This window comes from Beijerinckia sp. L45, assembly GCF_009765775.1.
Taxonomy (GTDB): domain Bacteria; phylum Pseudomonadota; class Alphaproteobacteria; order Rhizobiales; family Beijerinckiaceae; genus RH-AL1.
In genome coordinates this window covers 22,597-37,697 of the sequence record NZ_LMUU01000057.1, presented here as the reverse complement: position 1 = coordinate 37,697, position 15,101 = coordinate 22,597, and the positions used below count along the sequence as shown (strand labels likewise).

The 15,101-nt window shown below is 66.7% G+C and carries 12 protein-coding genes; 8 read left to right on the top strand and 4 right to left on the bottom strand.

What is annotated here, in order from left to right; translation table 11 throughout:
- Nucleotides 1–55: 55 nt before the first annotated feature.
- The 3 genes from GSQ79_RS05970 (at nt 56) to GSQ79_RS05960 (ending at nt 6,640) form a co-directional block, all read left to right on the top strand.
- Complete coding sequence (locus GSQ79_RS05970) at nt 56–2,656, top strand: PD-(D/E)XK nuclease family protein (RefSeq protein WP_158807816.1); 2,601 nt, start codon at nt 56–58, stop codon at nt 2,654–2,656.
- Nucleotides 2,653–5,961, top strand: coding sequence for an exodeoxyribonuclease V subunit beta (locus tag GSQ79_RS05965; protein WP_158807815.1), 3,309 nt, complete (start codon nt 2,653–2,655; stop codon nt 5,959–5,961). The genes GSQ79_RS05970 and GSQ79_RS05965 overlap by 4 nt, the downstream gene beginning before the upstream one ends.
- Nucleotides 5,962–6,109: 148 nt before the next feature.
- Nucleotides 6,110–6,640 (top strand): hypothetical protein, encoded by a 531-nt coding sequence (locus GSQ79_RS05960; protein WP_158807814.1) that lies wholly within the window; start codon nt 6,110–6,112, stop codon nt 6,638–6,640.
- A 56-nt stretch (nt 6,641–6,696) separates the two neighbouring features.
- On the opposite strand, the gene GSQ79_RS30030 is transcribed toward GSQ79_RS05960, so the two are convergent.
- The gene (locus tag GSQ79_RS30030; RefSeq protein ID WP_158807813.1) at nt 6,697–7,044 is read right to left on the bottom strand and encodes a helix-turn-helix transcriptional regulator; all 348 of its coding nucleotides are present in this window, start codon (nt 7,042–7,044) and stop codon (nt 6,697–6,699) included.
- 90 nt (nt 7,045–7,134) lie between these two features.
- Between GSQ79_RS30030 and GSQ79_RS05950 the strand changes: the two genes are divergently transcribed.
- The 3 genes from GSQ79_RS05950 to GSQ79_RS05940 all read left to right on the top strand — a co-directional run bounded on the left by GSQ79_RS05950 (nt 7,135) and on the right by GSQ79_RS05940 (nt 8,466).
- Nucleotides 7,135–7,473, top strand: coding sequence for an HNH endonuclease (locus tag GSQ79_RS05950; protein WP_158807812.1), 339 nt, complete (start codon nt 7,135–7,137; stop codon nt 7,471–7,473).
- Nucleotides 7,466–8,035, top strand: a complete 570-nt coding sequence (locus GSQ79_RS05945) for a hypothetical protein (protein WP_158807811.1) — start codon at nt 7,466–7,468, stop codon at nt 8,033–8,035. The genes GSQ79_RS05950 and GSQ79_RS05945 overlap by 8 nt, the downstream gene beginning before the upstream one ends.
- A gap of 164 nt (nt 8,036–8,199) precedes the next feature.
- Entirely contained in the window at nt 8,200–8,466 is a 267-nt protein-coding gene (locus GSQ79_RS05940) for a hypothetical protein (protein WP_158807810.1), read from the top strand.
- Between the two features lie 99 nt (nt 8,467–8,565).
- Here the strand turns inward: GSQ79_RS05940 and GSQ79_RS05935 are convergent, their stop codons facing one another.
- On the bottom strand, nt 8,566–9,747 hold the full coding sequence (locus tag GSQ79_RS05935; RefSeq protein ID WP_158807809.1) for a hypothetical protein: 1,182 nt from the start codon (nt 9,745–9,747) through the stop codon (nt 8,566–8,568).
- Between the two features lie 328 nt (nt 9,748–10,075).
- Entirely contained in the window at nt 10,076–11,827 is a 1,752-nt protein-coding gene (locus tag GSQ79_RS05930; protein ID WP_158807808.1) for a tyrosine-type recombinase/integrase, read from the bottom strand.
- Here GSQ79_RS05930 and GSQ79_RS05925 point away from each other — a divergent pair, their 5' ends adjacent.
- A complete protein-coding gene (locus GSQ79_RS05925; protein ID WP_158807807.1) occupies nt 11,828–12,373 on the top strand; it encodes a hypothetical protein in 546 nt (181 codons plus the stop codon).
- 280 nt (nt 12,374–12,653) lie between these two features.
- On the opposite strand, the gene GSQ79_RS05920 is transcribed toward GSQ79_RS05925, so the two are convergent.
- Nucleotides 12,654–13,565 (bottom strand): YafY family protein, encoded by a 912-nt coding sequence (locus GSQ79_RS05920; RefSeq protein WP_158807806.1) that lies wholly within the window; start codon nt 13,563–13,565, stop codon nt 12,654–12,656.
- Between the two features lie 171 nt (nt 13,566–13,736).
- Between GSQ79_RS05920 and GSQ79_RS05915 the strand changes: the two genes are divergently transcribed.
- A complete protein-coding gene (locus tag GSQ79_RS05915) occupies nt 13,737–14,939 on the top strand; it encodes a DUF2235 domain-containing protein (RefSeq protein ID WP_158807805.1) in 1,203 nt (400 codons plus the stop codon).
- The last annotated feature ends 162 nt before the right edge of the window (nt 14,940–15,101 follow it).

The window sequence follows — 15,101 nt, the reverse complement described above, 5'->3', positions numbered from 1 at the left end:
AGATGTGCGGGTCCATTTGATCACAAGAACATTCCTGGTCGAGGGGCCACTTGCCATGCGAATGGCCCAACTCGACGCTGCCGCGTGCGGTGCAAACGGTCTGCATGTCTCCGGCATCGCCGATGTCGCGGCTCGTTTGGCAGGCGGCTTCTCGAAAGCCGCCACTCGCCAGGATATCGAGGTCGCGGTCGCGGCGGCCCTAAGCGAAGGCGGGTTCCAGGATATCGAGCAGGTCAGGATGCTTCCGGGAATGGTCCGCGCCGTGACACGCACCATGGCCGACCTCTGGTCCGCCGCGATCACCTTGGATGGACGGGAGGTGAACATTCCACGCCTGGCGGACATCGCGTTGATCGACCGGCGCGTCCGCAACCATCTCGCCGAGGGCGTTCTGGCGCCACCCGACCTCGCCGAGGCTGCTTTGGCCCGCGTCGGATACGCCAAAAGGCTCGTCGGACCTATCACTCTCCTGAGGCTGAGAGAGCCCTCGCCTGTCTGGCACCCCCTCCTGGAGGCGCTGTCCCGGGAAGTGGAATTGGAGTGGCGTGGCGACCGGACGCCTGGCTCCTGGTTCCAGGGCCGGCTGTCGATCGATCGACGGCATCCGGCGAAACCGTCCCGCGTCGTCACCTGCGCCGATCCGCGGTCCGAGGCGATGGAGGCGCTGCGGTGGATCCGCAATCTCCTTTCGTCGGGGATCGCGGCGCCGCACGAAGTGGCCGTCGTCGCCGTAGATCCCGGCGATTGGGATGAGCACATGATGGCCATGGTCGTCGAGTCCGGCCTGCCCGTACACTTCAGCCACGGCGTACCTGCTTTGGCGTCCGCCGATGGGCAGGCGTGTGCCGCGCTTGCGGATGTTCTGACCGAGGGCCTTTCCCAAGATCGCGTCCGACGGCTCCTCGGCCATCTGCGCGGCAACGACGGCGCACTCGGCGCCCTGCCCCGCGATGCCCTTCGTCACGTCGCCGCCGACGCCACGCTTGCGACGCTGGAGCATTGGGCGGCCGCCCTTGAAACGGCGGCCTCGATCCGCAGCGATGGTTTCGACCCGCGCGTCATCCTACCGTGGCTCTCGGATTTCACGGAAGGGCCGACCGCATCTGAACGGCTCGGCTCCGACCTGCTGCGCGGCACCGCGCGCGACCTTTGGATGAAGGCGCTTCGCCAAGCCCCGCCCCAAGCGATGCCCTTCAGCCTCGGCAAGCTCAAGGTTCCGGACGGTAGAGATCCCGGAGCCAACGTGGTCTGGGCGCCCGCATGGCATCTGGCAGGTGCGCCGCGACGCTTCGTCTGGCTCGTTGGTCTGACCTCGGGCGGATGGCCCCGGCCCGTCGTCGGGGACGCTCTGCTCCCTCGCCACCTGCTGGGCAGGGTCCTTCGCGACACGACGGTAACAGAATGCGACAGACACGACTTCGCATCGGTCACGATGGCCGCGACCGGCGCGCTGGTCCTGTCACGGGCGGCCAGGAGCGCACAGGGCGGCGTACTTGCGCCGAGCCCTCTGCTGGCAACCGACGTGACGGCCGACGTCGTGGACCGGAGCCATGTCCCAGTCCATGCCTACAGCGAGGCGGACCGGGTTCTCGCCCGCCCTCGCGAGGCCAGTCTCATCGGTTCGATCGCACTGGCCGGGGCCTGCACCTCCAACCGGCAGTCCGCTCGGCTCGGCACTCACGACGGGATGGTACGGGCCAGGCACCCGGCAATTGTTCGTGCTTTGGAGTCAATTCAATCCGCAACGTCGCTCACCCGGATGCTGCGCGACCCACAAGCCTTCGTGTGGCGTTACGCGCTTGGTTGGCATTCGACGGTGAAGGAGCCGATTGCTCTGTCTCTTGACGAGGGCGACTTCGGTGAGCTGGTCCATGAACTGCTCCACCGGACCATCGTGGGACAGAAATCCCTTGGCCAAGGTCCGTCCGGCGACGTCGAAGCCGCATTGGCCTCAGCCGCCGAATCTATCGCGGCTGAGTGGCCGGCGACAAGGGCGACGCCGCCACAGATCCTTTGGCGGCACGCCATAGATGCCGGCGTACTCATGGCGAAGAGAGCGCTTGCGCTCGACGCCGATCTGCTGCCGGGCACCCGGAGCTGGACGGAACTGCGCTTTGGATCGGAGGAAGGACCCGCGGTGGCCGATCCCGCGATGCCTTGGGACATCAAGAGACCCGTCGTGGTCCCAGGGACGCACGTGCGCATCGCCGGCAAGATAGACAGGCTCGATCTCCTGGCTGGAGACAGGGACGTTCGCCTTTCAGACTACAAGACGGGCAAGACTCCCCCGAATGCACAGACATCGAGCCTCGATGGCGGCGCCGAGCTTCAGCGCGTCATCTACGCGATAGCCGTCCTATCCAACCTGCCACGGGTCGATCGCGTGATCAGCCGCCTCGTACAGCTCGCCGACGACCCGCCTTTGATCCTGAAGCTCAAGGGGATCGGGGATGCCATCGACTTGCTTGCCGCCCACGTCTTGGCCGCAGACACGCTCATCCGAGCAGGTGCGGCGCTGCCCGGGCCCGACGCCAAGGGGGACGACAACCCGTTCAGGCTGGCACTTCCCGCCCTTACGGAGGGCTATTTCTTCGTGAAGGACCGTGCATTTAGGCGCGCCTTCGGCGATTTCGCGGATGTCTGGCGAGCTCAATGATGCCTTCGGATGGAGCCGCGCGCCTGCGGGCGCTGACCGATCTCGACTCGACGCTCCTCGTCGAAGCCGCTGCAGGGACCGGCAAGACCGCGCTTCTCGCCGGTCGTGTGACCTTGCTGCTGGCCAGAGGCGTTCCGCCGGCGGCGATCGCGGCCATCACCTTCACCGAACTCGCGGCGGGCGAGCTCTCGGCCCGCATCCGCCTGTTCGTCGAGACGTTGCGCGCCGGCGGCATGCCCGACGTCCTCAAGGATGCGCTTCCCGATGGACTGGGAAAGGATGGACACGACCACCTTGCGGCTGCGACTGCGACCATGGACGAGCTCACCACGTCGACCATCCACGGGTTCTGCCAGACGATCCTGCGGGATCATGCGGTGAGCGCCGGTGTCGACCCCGGAGCTGAGGTGATGGATGCCGACGCGGCGAAGGCCGCCTTCGACACGGTCTTCGAAGGATGGCTCAAGAGGCGGCTTCAAGGTGATGCGCTGCCTGACGATCCGATCGCCGTGCTGTCGGCCGCCGATCCCAGACGCCTCGCTTCGACGCTGCGAACGCTTGCGCGGTTCCGGCAGGACCATCGGTCCGCGCGTCCCGTCCCGCCGGAAGCCGATGGGCGTCCGGATCTCGATTTCACCGACGCCGTCGATGCGTTCAGGCGCTGGTCGGCGAGCGTCCCGCCACAGCCTGCGACGCTGTCCGTCGTCGACGACCTCGAGAGGCTCGGCACCTTCTACGCCGATTGCTTCTCGCGCCCGCCGAGCTTCGCCGAATTGTGGAGGCTGGCTCATCCAGAGCGGGTACCATCAATGCGCTGGGACAGCCTGGAGATCTTACCGCTCCGCTGCGCGCCCGCCTGGCGAGCTATGGCGGGGGACGTCGAGGGAACGAGGTTGTTCAATGAGGCGAGCCGGCACCTCGAGCGCGCGACAGCGTGTTTCGCAGTCCTCCTCGGCCGCGTCGCGAGCCGTCTGGTCGCGACCCTCTCGAGCGAGTTGGACGAGGTGCTTTCCGCTTACGCGCGCTTCAAGGTGGCGGCGGCGGTAGTCGACTTCGACGATCTGATCTTCGGCGCGCGCGGGCTCATCCGCGATGACGAAGCCGTCCGGGGCTCCGTCGCCGCTCGCTATCGGCACATCCTGGTCGACGAGTTCCAGGATACGGACAGGATACAGGCCGAGATCATCTTCCGCCTCGCTGCGGAACAACCCGCGCTCGATTGGGAGGAAACCGTACAACGGCCGGGCGCGCTCTTCCTCGTCGGCGATCCGAAGCAGGGGATCTACTCGTTCCGAGGCGCCGACCCGCATTGTTACGAGGCGGCGAAGCGGCTCCTGCGGCGTCGATGGCCCGACAACGTCCTGACCGTTACCGCGAACTTCCGCTCGCGGCCGGGCGTGGTCGACTACGTGAACCGGTGCTTCGCGCAGCCGATGTCGCGAGGTGCGCAACCCGGTTACGCGGACATGGCCTCGGTGCGCGGCGAACCGGACCACCCCCTCGCGTGCGCGTCGAAGATCACCCTGAAACTTCCGCCGAAAGCCGCCGCGCGCCTCATGCGCGAGACGGAAGCCGACGCCGTCGCGGACATCTGCTCGGCTCTGGTCGGCGCCCTCGAGATCGACGACGGCAAGGGTGGCGTCAGGCGGCTCACCGCAGGAGACATCGCGCTGCTGACGCCGGCTGGTACGGACCTGTGGCTCTATGAGCGCGCACTCAACAGGCGCGGGTTCTCCGTGGCATCGCAGGCAGGGAAAGGATTCCACGCCCGACAGGAGGTTCAAGACCTCATGACTTTGGCTCGGGTGCTTGCGGATGCGCATGACACCTTGGCCTTCGGCGCCCTCATGCGCGGCCCCCTGGTCGGCCTCGGCGACGAGGTGCTGCTCGATATCGCGGATGCCTTGCACCTTCGCCATGGCGGCACGCCGGCATCGACATTCTCCGTGCTCACCGACGCCGCCGAAGTCGAGGACTTTCAAGACGGCTTGGCGGCGCGACCGCTCCGTATCCTGCAAGCGCTGCGGCGGACCGCCAGCTCGACGACGCCGCTTCAGCTCCTCTGCGAGGCCACGGCGCGGCTGCATCTCCGCACCATCGTGGCGGCGCGCGGCGGCGACCGGCGGCAAAGCGCGCTCGCCAACGTCGACGCCTTCCTCGATCTTGCCCGAGGCTACGCGGTCAGCGGCCTAAAGCGCTTCGTCCAGGACCTCGATGTCGCTTGGAGGGCCAAGGCGAGCCGGCAGGAGGGGCGCGTCGACGGCGGTGCATCGTCCATCGCCATCGTAACGGTCCACGGGGCGAAAGGCGCCGTGTGGCCGGTCACGATCCCCATCAACGCGGCCACGCGCCTTCAAAGCCGCGCGGCTTTCGTCCATCGCGCATCCGACGACACCTTGCACTGGATGATCGGCGACGTCGTCCCGCCGCAGTTGGCGGCGGCGGTAAGGGAAAGGGACGAGGCAACGACGCGAGAACGCGAGCGGCTTTGGTATGTGGCCGCGACGCGCGCGCGCGAGCTTCTCGTAATCCCGGAGATCACGGGGGCCGATCAACGCTCCTGGGCACGCGTCGTCGATCTCGGTCACGCGGCTCTCCCGGCATTCGATCCGCTTCTGTTGAATGACCCCGTGACTTTGGCCGTGTCTACGCCGGAGAATCTTCAGGATGCCGACGCTTTCTTGGCGGAAGCCGCGAGGATCGAGGCTTCGACCCGGATCTTGCAATGGTTGCGTCCGAGTGAGCACGACCCCGATCGGCTTGATGGTGACGGCCCGGATATGGAGCTGCCCGATGGGCCGGCCGGCCTGCACGCGGTTGGCGCGGGCCGCATCAGGGGCCTTGTCCTGCATGCGCTCCTCGAGGAGGTCTTGAACGGTGAGATCATGGAGGATCGCGCCGACCTCCAGGCGCGGGCATCGGTGCTGGTGGCGCGGCTGATGGTTGGCGCAGACTCGACGCCGCCGGATGCGGCGGAGATGGCGGGTACCGTCCTCGCGACGCTGAGGTTGCCCGACGTGGCGAAGATGCGGCCACGTCTCATCGCGGAAGTGCCGATCCACGCCTTCGTGGAGGAAGGTGGCGAGCGGCGACCGATCAATGGCCGGGCCGACGCCATCTGCCTCGGCGGCGGCGGCGTCGAAGCCGTCGTCGATTGGAAGAGCGATGTCGCGCCCGTCGCGAGCGAGGTGGCCTTTCACCGTAGCCAGATGCGCATCTACCTGGCCGCGACGGGCGCACCTCGCGGCGTTCTCATCTATGTGAGCACGGGCCAGGTTCAGTGGGTGCTGAACGACCGTCTTTGAACAGCGGACCTCGTTGATCTCGACTGCCGCACCATAGGTCCGCCGAGGGCAAAGCTGCTGGCCTGGGGAAAAATCCTTGCAGCCTCTTGACGTCTGATGATGATATCTTAGATATCTTTCACGACATTGAACGAGGGAGCGGGACCGCATGACAACCACAGCAGCTTTTTTGGAAAAGACCACCGCGACGAAATTCTTCGCAACCGAAGCGAAGGCAGCCCGCGATGTGGGCTGCGTCGCAGATGAAGCCGCGACATGCACCGCCTACCTGTCGGATCCCGAAGCGGTCGGCGGCGCCGGCGTTCTTTTCGATCAGAAGCGGGCGATCGACGCCTGCGCGCTCTCCCTGGGTCTGGCCGTGTCCCGGTACGTGATCGACTCCGGCCGCGCGGACGACACCACCGTACTCGCCAGCAACCTCACCGCTCTCTTGTCCTCCTGCGCGAACGCGAGCCGCGAGGCCGTGCTCGTCGCCGAAATGGGCTGCCTCCATCGCAGCTTGGACGTCGCCCGGGCGATCGTGACGCACTTCGAGGCCGCCGGCCGGGTCGTGATCGATGCAAGCCAGGCCCGCTTGCCACGCAGCGTCAGGACCGGCCTGCTTTCCGAGGAGGGCACTGCCCACCGTAGCGCGACGATTTCGCGGGCGAAGGTCTGCGCCGTTGCGGCAACGCCGTGATGGCCGCAAGACCTGACGACGCGGAGCTGGCGCCCATGGTAGGTCGGGGCGAGCGATCAGTCTGTGCCCTCTTCCGCCTGCTTCCGGGGTGGCCTGCCTCGAATGGGCGACTTGTACTCGTAGACCCGTTTGTCGGGTCGCGGCTCGGGGCTGGCCGACGTGCGGAGACCAATCGCGGCGACGACCTTGGCGCCGGATGTCGCCTCCGGGTCGAGGAAGACGATCCCGTTCGCCTCCAGAGTTCGTCGGATGACCTCCACCGTCTCGTCGGCCATCTTGCTCCGTCCGGATTCGTATCGCTTGACGGTCACGAGGGTCAGCCCCGCCTCTTGCGCAAGACGCGTCTGATCCCAACGCAGAAGCTCGCGGGCAGCACGGACCCAGGTCTCGTCCCTCAAGACCACCGCGAAGCCCCGTCGCGCCGACGTGGAAAATTGGCACGCGCCGGCTGCCTGCCGATGCCGGGCCCGTCATCGATCGCAGGGAGAAAAGACATGACGGTCGCTCGCATTGCCTACGAGACCTACATTCGAAGCGACGCCTGGCGCAACTCCCCGTCGCGTCTGCTCGAGCTCGAGCGCTCCGGTGGCCTCTGCCGGCTGTGCGGCCGCGGCCAGCCGGAAGTCCGGATCGAAATCCACCATCGGACCTATGCCAACTTCGGCAATGAACGGCCCGAGGATTTGACCACTCTCTGCTCGGCCTGCCACGCCGTCGTGACCGATGAACTGCGCCGTCGACGCGTCCAGATCCTCGTGCTTCCGGTGCTCAGCGACACGCGTCGCTGCCTCCCCGAAACCGCCATCGCGTGCTGGGGGGTGATCGATGCATGACGCCATCACCATGCGCCTGACCGGCATCGCCCCGCTACTGATGCGGGCCGGCCAACTTGCGGACCCGTTGAACGCGCATGCGCAGGCCCTGCACCGCTTCACGTCCAAGCGAGTGAAGACGCTAAGCGATCACCAGAGCATCGCGCGCATCGAATGGCGGGGCTCCCTATGGCTCCGCGATGGATGCCCCTGCGTGCCGGCGGAGGCGATCGAGGCGGCGATGGTCGCCGCCGGCAAGTTCACCCGGTCGGGAAGGCTCGTCAGGGCCGCGGTGATCGTGCGGGAGACGCCGATGCTGGTCTATGACGGACCGGCCGATCTCGACGCCCTCTATGCGGATCCGACCTTCGTCTACCGCTGCGGCGTCCGGGTGACGAATCGCACGACGATGCGCACGCGGCCGTGTTTCCCGGCCTGGTCGCTGGTCACGACGCTTTCATATCTGCCGTCTCTGATCGACGGCGCCACCCTTCTGGAGATCGCGCGGACGGCTGGCGGCACCGTCGGCCTGGGCGATTACCGACCGAAATTCGGGCGTTTCACGGTCGAGACGCTCGAATGACCGCGGCCCCGCACGGCCTGACTCGGCTTGGCATCCTTGGGCAAGGCAAAGGCTTGGGAGGGATGGATCAACGATCCATCCCTCAGGGCCATCCTCCGGGGCAAGGTCGCAGAATACGCATGGCGCGCCCATTCCGCGCCCAGCACGATTTGGAGGATCTATCGATGGCACCTCAGCCGCCACTGCACAGGCTCGTCAAGCGACCAGACGTTAGCGACTGGCGTGACGATGAGCTGCTCAGCCTCGCGGAAGCGATCGCGCTCTTCTTCGCGGACGGTCCGTTCAGCAAGGCGACGCTGCGCATCGCGATCGAACGCGGCGAACTCGCCGCGACGATGGTGTGCGGCAAGACGTTCACCACGCCGGCCGCCATCCGCGATCTCCTGCGCCTCCGTGTGCCGTCGCCCGCCAAGGTCGCGCCGCACGACTAGCGCAGGCTGCCGGACGGCTTCGGTTCGACCCCGCTGGGCTGCTCGGGGTGCCGCCGAGGCGGCATCCCTATCGCGGATGCAGGCCGGTCGCGCGGCCTATCACCTTATGCTTTTGGGCCGCTGCCGGAAAGCCTTTCCCGCACCCTCCTGGAAGCTGCGGCTGAAGTGCTTGTACCGCCGGTTCACGGCATCGCCGGAAAGGCCGAGGGCGATCGCCAGGGCGCGCACCGAGGCGCCCTCCCGCAAGGCCATCGCCGCATGCGTCGTGACGATCATCGAGAAGGTCACGCCCGGCAGGCCCGCTTCGTCGCAGATCCTCTTGAAGCGGGTGTCGGCAAGTCCCCTGTTGTACTTGCCCTTCGTCGTGACATGCACGATGTGCCTGACGTCCGATGCGTCCTGGCGTCGCCAGCGCCTTGCGTGTGCCATCATGCGCCTACCGAGGGCGACCGGCACGTCCCTGAGGTTGGCCGTGCGGGGCGCCTGCGCGCCAAGCCGAAGCAGCCGACCTTCGGCGACGTCGACGTAGCTCGCCGTACCGTCCGGCGTTGCGTCCCACACCAACGCCACACCGGTGGCGACGCTCGTGCCGGCGTAAAGCCCAAGCAGCAGAAGCCGGCGGACGGGAGCAAGCAGCCGGCGGAGCCGTTTACGCGTGCGCTTGTCATGCGGGACCATCCGCAGCTGGGCCGCGTCCCACCTGTACCCGAGACAGGCCCACAGCAGCCGTGCGGTCTCGCTCCTGGTGAGCGCCCGCTCGTTCTGGTGCGGGCTCGAGCGTTTCACCGCGAAGTCGCCCGGTGCCGGAAGGCCATGCTCGCGTGCATGGCGGCGGCTCATCGCCTTGAGCCACCCCGCTTCGGTCAGCGCTGTCTTCTCGCTGATCGGTTCGCCGGTCTTCGGATGCAAGTGGGTCTGACGCTCGAGGACGAGCGCATCCAAGGTGTGCTGCGACAGGTCGCAGACCCTCTTGCCGTCCCAGACCGCGATGATGCCGGCGAACCGCGCCTTCTTGTAGCGCGGCTGGGTGCGGGCCCAGCCGACCACATCGGCGATCGGCGTCGCGTTGATCGATGTCGGCGCCCGGACTTCCTGCGAACGAGCTTCGACGGCGCGCTTGGCATCCGCCTTCTGGTGCGCCACGAACGCCGTGCGCTCCTTCTTGCGCCCGTGACATATGTACCAGTGCTGGCCGCCCTTGTAGGGCAGCAGTACGAGCGTCGGCTTCTTGTAGAAGCTCTTCGGCTTCTCCTGCATTGTCGTCTTCGTCTGCGGTTGCATGCTCTCTCCTTGGGGGTCCACCCACTTGGTTGTTCGAACTTTTCTGCCAACTAAGTGGCATCGGACGTCGTCGAACGGCATCGATCGGCAAGGCGTCCGCAGTCTCAAGAGGGGCTTATCCACCCGCACTTTCACTTGCATTTCCAGTGCTTTACGTTCCTTGTTGTCACGTCCCGTCGCATCCCCGCCTCCCGCGCGCGGGAGGCGGCAAAAGGCCCTATGTGACGAACCACGTTTCGCGGCTTCCCTCGGCACCCGCCCGCCTTCGGGGTCAAAACTGCCGTTTTGCCCCCCTTAGGGCTCTTAGTTGCCAACGGGGCGTGCCGGGCTAGCCGATGCGCTTCAGGCGCGACGCGCGGCAGGCGGCGACGTAGCGGTCGATCGCCTCGGCGACCTCCACCGTGAACGCCGTGTCGACGTGCGCGTAGGTCTTCAGCAGCTCGCGCGGCGAGACGCCGAGGAATTCGGCGGTGTCCTCGATCGAGTAGCCGCCCTCGAGCAGCCACGTCGCCGCGGTGTGCCGCAGCGTGTGGCGGATGACGTCGGCGTCGAGGCCGGCGTCGGCGATGACGGCGGTCCACAGCCGCACCAGGCTCGTCAGCGGCCACTTCTTGCCGGTGCCGTCGTGGATCACCCGGTCGGATCGCTTGGCCGGGTCCGTCGTGTCGCTGCGGTGCCAGCCCTTGGCGAGCACCTTCAGGATCGGCACGAGCTTCACCGGCGGGCAGAGCTTGACGGTCTTCGTCGGGCCCGAGCCCTGGCGGAAGAACACCGCGTCGACGAGGTCGACGTGTCCGAACGCAACCAGCGGCCGGACCGCCGTCTTGCGGCCGCCCTTGGCCCTGCGCACGGCCTCCTTGCGCGCGGCCTCGGCCTTGGCCGCCTTCGTGTTGGCTGCCGCCGACTCCGGCGACCAGCAGGCCTCAAGCATCACGTCGAGCCGCGACCCCGAGTAGAGGCCGAGCATGACGAGGCGTGCGAGGAACCGGCGGGCGGCGATCGTCTCCGCGTCGCGCAGGATCCGCTTCCCGGTCGTGGGATCGACAAGGTAGGCCTTGGTCGCCGGATCCCACGTGCGTCCACGCAGCGCCCAGAGGAAGCGGGCGGCCTCGTGGCGGCGCAGCCAGCGGGTGCGCGGCGACGAGCGGCGCGGCATCCAGACGCTCACCCGGTACCCGGGATCGATCGTCTTCGTCGCGGCGCGGACGTACGCCGCAAGGTCCGCGAGCTCGCCCCGGATCATTTGATCCGTCGGCGGGCTGACGCCGGCCGCCACGGCGCGGCGGGCCTCGTAGTACACCTTCGTGCCGTCGTAGCTGACGTCCTTGGCGGTGCGCAGCGCCCAGTAGGGCTCGAGGCGCTCGCGGTCGAAGTCCGTCATCGGCTTGACCCCGATGGGCGGGTTGCGCAGCAGCTTGCCGAGCTCGATGTCCTCGGCGTCGATCGTCGGCTGGCCGGCGTCGAAGCGCTTCTTGAAGCGCTCGGCCTTCGAGCGGTCGTCGGTGCGGCAATTCACGTGGCGCCGTGAAGGCAGCACGATCAGGAACCAGTAGCCGCGCCCGCCGTGGCGATGGATCTCCCTGTCGGTGATCTCGCCGGGCTGCAGCGGCAGCGGCGGGGCGCGGCCGCTCTCGACGCGCCAGTCGGTGGACGCGGCGTCGGGATCGCCGGCCGCTTCCTTCGCTCGTGGGACGGGCGTACCCGTTCCGCGGTCTTCTTTGTCCGAGGACGGTGCGGCTGCCGGAGGCATCGCGCTCTCCGTGCCGTACAGGTCCTCGTTCGTCGTCTCTTGGGGTAGCTGATGTTTTTCCATCAACCCGTCCGGGCCGATGTCTTCCCTCCTCTCCTCGCGCCGAAGCCTTCGGCAGCGCGCGATGCGGCGGAAGAAACCAGGAACGCGGTGTTCGGCCAGCTCGCCGACCGCTCGGATTCCGACGCCTATCTTGCGATGCGCGGCCTTGCCGCCGATGTCGAAGGGCGTGCGGTACGTTTCGCCGAGCTCGCGCAGGCCATGGTGGAACGAGGCGCCGAGGCGCCGCCTTGGACGCCGCAGGAGATCCTCGCCTTCGAGGCCGGACACGTGTCTCCGGCCAAGACGGGCTCCGAGATGCTGAGGGTCGTCGAAGCCGTCCTCGGCGAGATCGCCCGGGACATCGCCTCCGCGGACGCCTCGTCTCGGGCGGTGCTGAGCCGCGCCGCCGACGAGCGGGAGGTGCAGGCTTGGCTCACCGAACAGCTGCGGCTGCGCGCCCGCGGACGGTTCCACGTCCATCGCGAGGCCGAGGTTGCCGACGGCGACAAGCCGGACATCGTCGTCTCCTCCTCGTCCGCTGGAGTCGAGGTCGCCATCGAGGTCAAGCACGGCAACATGGACTGGCCCGTCAGGAGATTGGAAACGGCTCTGACCCGACAGCTTGCGGAGGCGTATCTCAAGCCGCGGACCCGTCGCCAGGGGGTTTTGTTCGTCTCCCTGCATCGCGCTCGGATCTGGCGCGACCCGCAGACGAAGGCCCCGATCGACTTCGCCGGGCTGATCGTCAGACTGGACGCCCTGGCGCGGACGATCGTCAGGAACGCGCAAGGCGCGATCGAGGTCCGCGCCGTCGGTCTCGATGCATCCAGCTAGCGCCCCCCGTTACGCTTCACGCCGAAATTCCGCGGCGGGCCGGTTGCCGCACGGCCTGGGCACGCTACGGCGCGGCAAACGACGCGGCGCACCGAACCATTTTGGATCTGGTCAGCCATAGGCACGATCTTGCCTACGAGCGGAGCCTTCGCAAGGACGCGGCGGACATGGAACCGGATTGCGTTCTCGAAGGCTTTTCCGACCTTCTGCAGCATTTCAATCCGACATCGCCGCCCTGAATTCCACACTTCCTCGAGCAAGGTCGCCCGGCGATCGCGTCTCAGGCCTTCGACGCCGGTCCTGAGGCAGCCTTTCGAGATGCGATGCGCCGGCAGGATTCTTCCTTGGCCTCTTCGATCGCGGACTGCACCTGCTGGAGGTTCTCGAGGCATATCTGCGCGCGCGACGGTTTGAGGTCCAGGTCGAGGTTCATCCGCATGATGAAGTAGTACGCCATGGACAGCCGCACCTCGACCTCGAGGCGACCGTCGATCATGTTGAAGTCACGTTGGATGGCGAGGCTCTGCTGTTCGTTCAGGCCGTGATGCGGGGCCAGCAGGAGCTTGGTCTTGGTCTTCCACTCGATGTCGTCGTCAGGATCGAAGACCGCGGCCGCGCCGGCTTTGATCTCGACGATCCGGGTCAGCACGAAGTCCCTGAAGTCGTCGCGGTCGCAGGCCCATGCCCGAACATGCCAGCGGTAGCCGTCGAATGCGAGGGCATGGGGAGCGATCTCCCGCCAGCGGTCGTTGGTGAGGGACTGGTAGCGGACCTCGAGGACCTCCCGCTTCGCCATGGCCTGGAGGACGAGGCGAAGACAATCGGGATCGACATGGCGCGCGAGATCCGGCGCCATGTCGATCGAGGGCATGGCCTTGAACCACAAGTCGCGCCGCGGTAGGGCACCCGTCAGCCAGGCCCGGAGCTGGATGAGCAGCCGGTCGGCAGAGACGGTGAGGAACCGCGGTTTGATCCCCGGCGCCGGCAAGAACGCCTTCTCCGTCGCGTTGTAGGAGATGTTGTCGCCGGCGATCTCGCGGTACTGCCTAATGTCGACTGATGCCTGCGGCGTCGAGATGGAGAACGTATTCTCCAGGTCGCTCCGGTTCAGCGCGCCATCCCAGTACAGCTTCCACTCGATGAACTCTAGCCGGCGGTTCTGCATCCACGGGCGTCGTTCGTCATCAGCCATGCAAGTCCCTATAGTATCTTGACGGGTATATTTTTTAGATCCATATATTTCTGATATGGTCGTGTCTGGTTGGCCTACACGACGCTGGACGTCAAGTCGACCTGTGTCGCAAGGAGCGCTCGCTTCTTTGAGCAGGGGATTTTTCGCCCGCTGATTTCAGGAGCTTTTCGGATGCCCAAAAGAATTCTCGTCTTGGCCGACGGCACCGGCAACGAGGGCGGCCTGCTGCCGGACGAAAGCCGCACCAATGTCTACAAGCTCTACCGGGCGACCCGTAACGATCCGGAATCGACCATCGACCCGGCTCGGCAGATCGCCTTCTACGTCGCGGGGATCGGTACGCCGATCGTCGGCCACACCGGGACGTGGCGCACCATCCGGGAGACCGCCGATAAGATGCTGGGCGGGGGCATCACCGGCAAGATCATCGATTGCTACCTCGCGGTGGTCAGCTCCTGGCGGCCCGGCGATAGCGTCTATCTCTTCGGCTTCAGCCGCGGCGCGTACACGGCCCGCTGCGTCGCGCACCTCCTTGAGATCGTCGGCATCCCGACGCGGCAAGCCGGTGGCGAAGCTCTCAGCTTCGCACCTACGGACCTGCGCAGGATCGCCAAGGAGGCGGCCGCCATCCTGTTCCGGTTCGGCCTCGAGCTGCCGCCATCCGACGAGCGCGCGGCGACGGCTGACGCCTTCCGGCGCAGGTATGGTTGCGAGACGGGTCGAGGCGTCGTCCCCTACTTCATCGGGGTCTGGGATACCGTCGCTGCGATCGGCATCGAGCGCTTCGTCAAGGCTGGCTATGACCGTCATCTTCCCCGCGACGTGATGTTCGTCCGCCATGCGATGGCAATCGATGAATATCGCAAGGACTTCGCTCGCGTCCCGTGGGGCCGGACCATCCGCCTGAGGCAGCCCGGCGAGCCCGAGCCTTTCGAGCAGGTCTGGTTTGCGGGCGACCATTCCGACATAGGTGGCAGCTACCCGGAACAGGAGTCCCGCCTCTCGGACATCTCGTTGAAGTGGATGGCCGATTTCATCGCCGAAGGCCTGCCGGTCGAAGGTCGCATCCAGATCGACGATCGGTTTCTTCATCTCCATCCCTCGGCCGACGGCATGATGCACGACGAGCTTATGGTCGGCATGGGCGGCACGCCGCTACGCTGGTATCCGGCGGACCGTGACGTACCCGTCGACGCCGACCTTCACGCGTCGGTCTACGAACGCTTGGCCCTTTCTGAAGTCAGGAACTTCACGAGCTATGGAAAGTACAGGCCGGCGACTCTGCGCAATCATGCTCGAGCGTCAGGCTTCTTCGATGAGCGGCAGGATGGACCGACGGCGTCGCTCGCTGTCGCGCCCTCGGGTCAACCCTAGGACATGGCCAGCCTGCCATAGCGGCCGGCAATGCCATGTGTCGTCCGCGGACGCGCTTGCGCAGGGTCCGGCGCGGGAGCCCAGGCAAGAGCCCGCAAGACGAGAACGGCGTGTGTCGGCGGCAACACGGTCGCGATGTGCGGGACGGGCCTGTATGGTCGC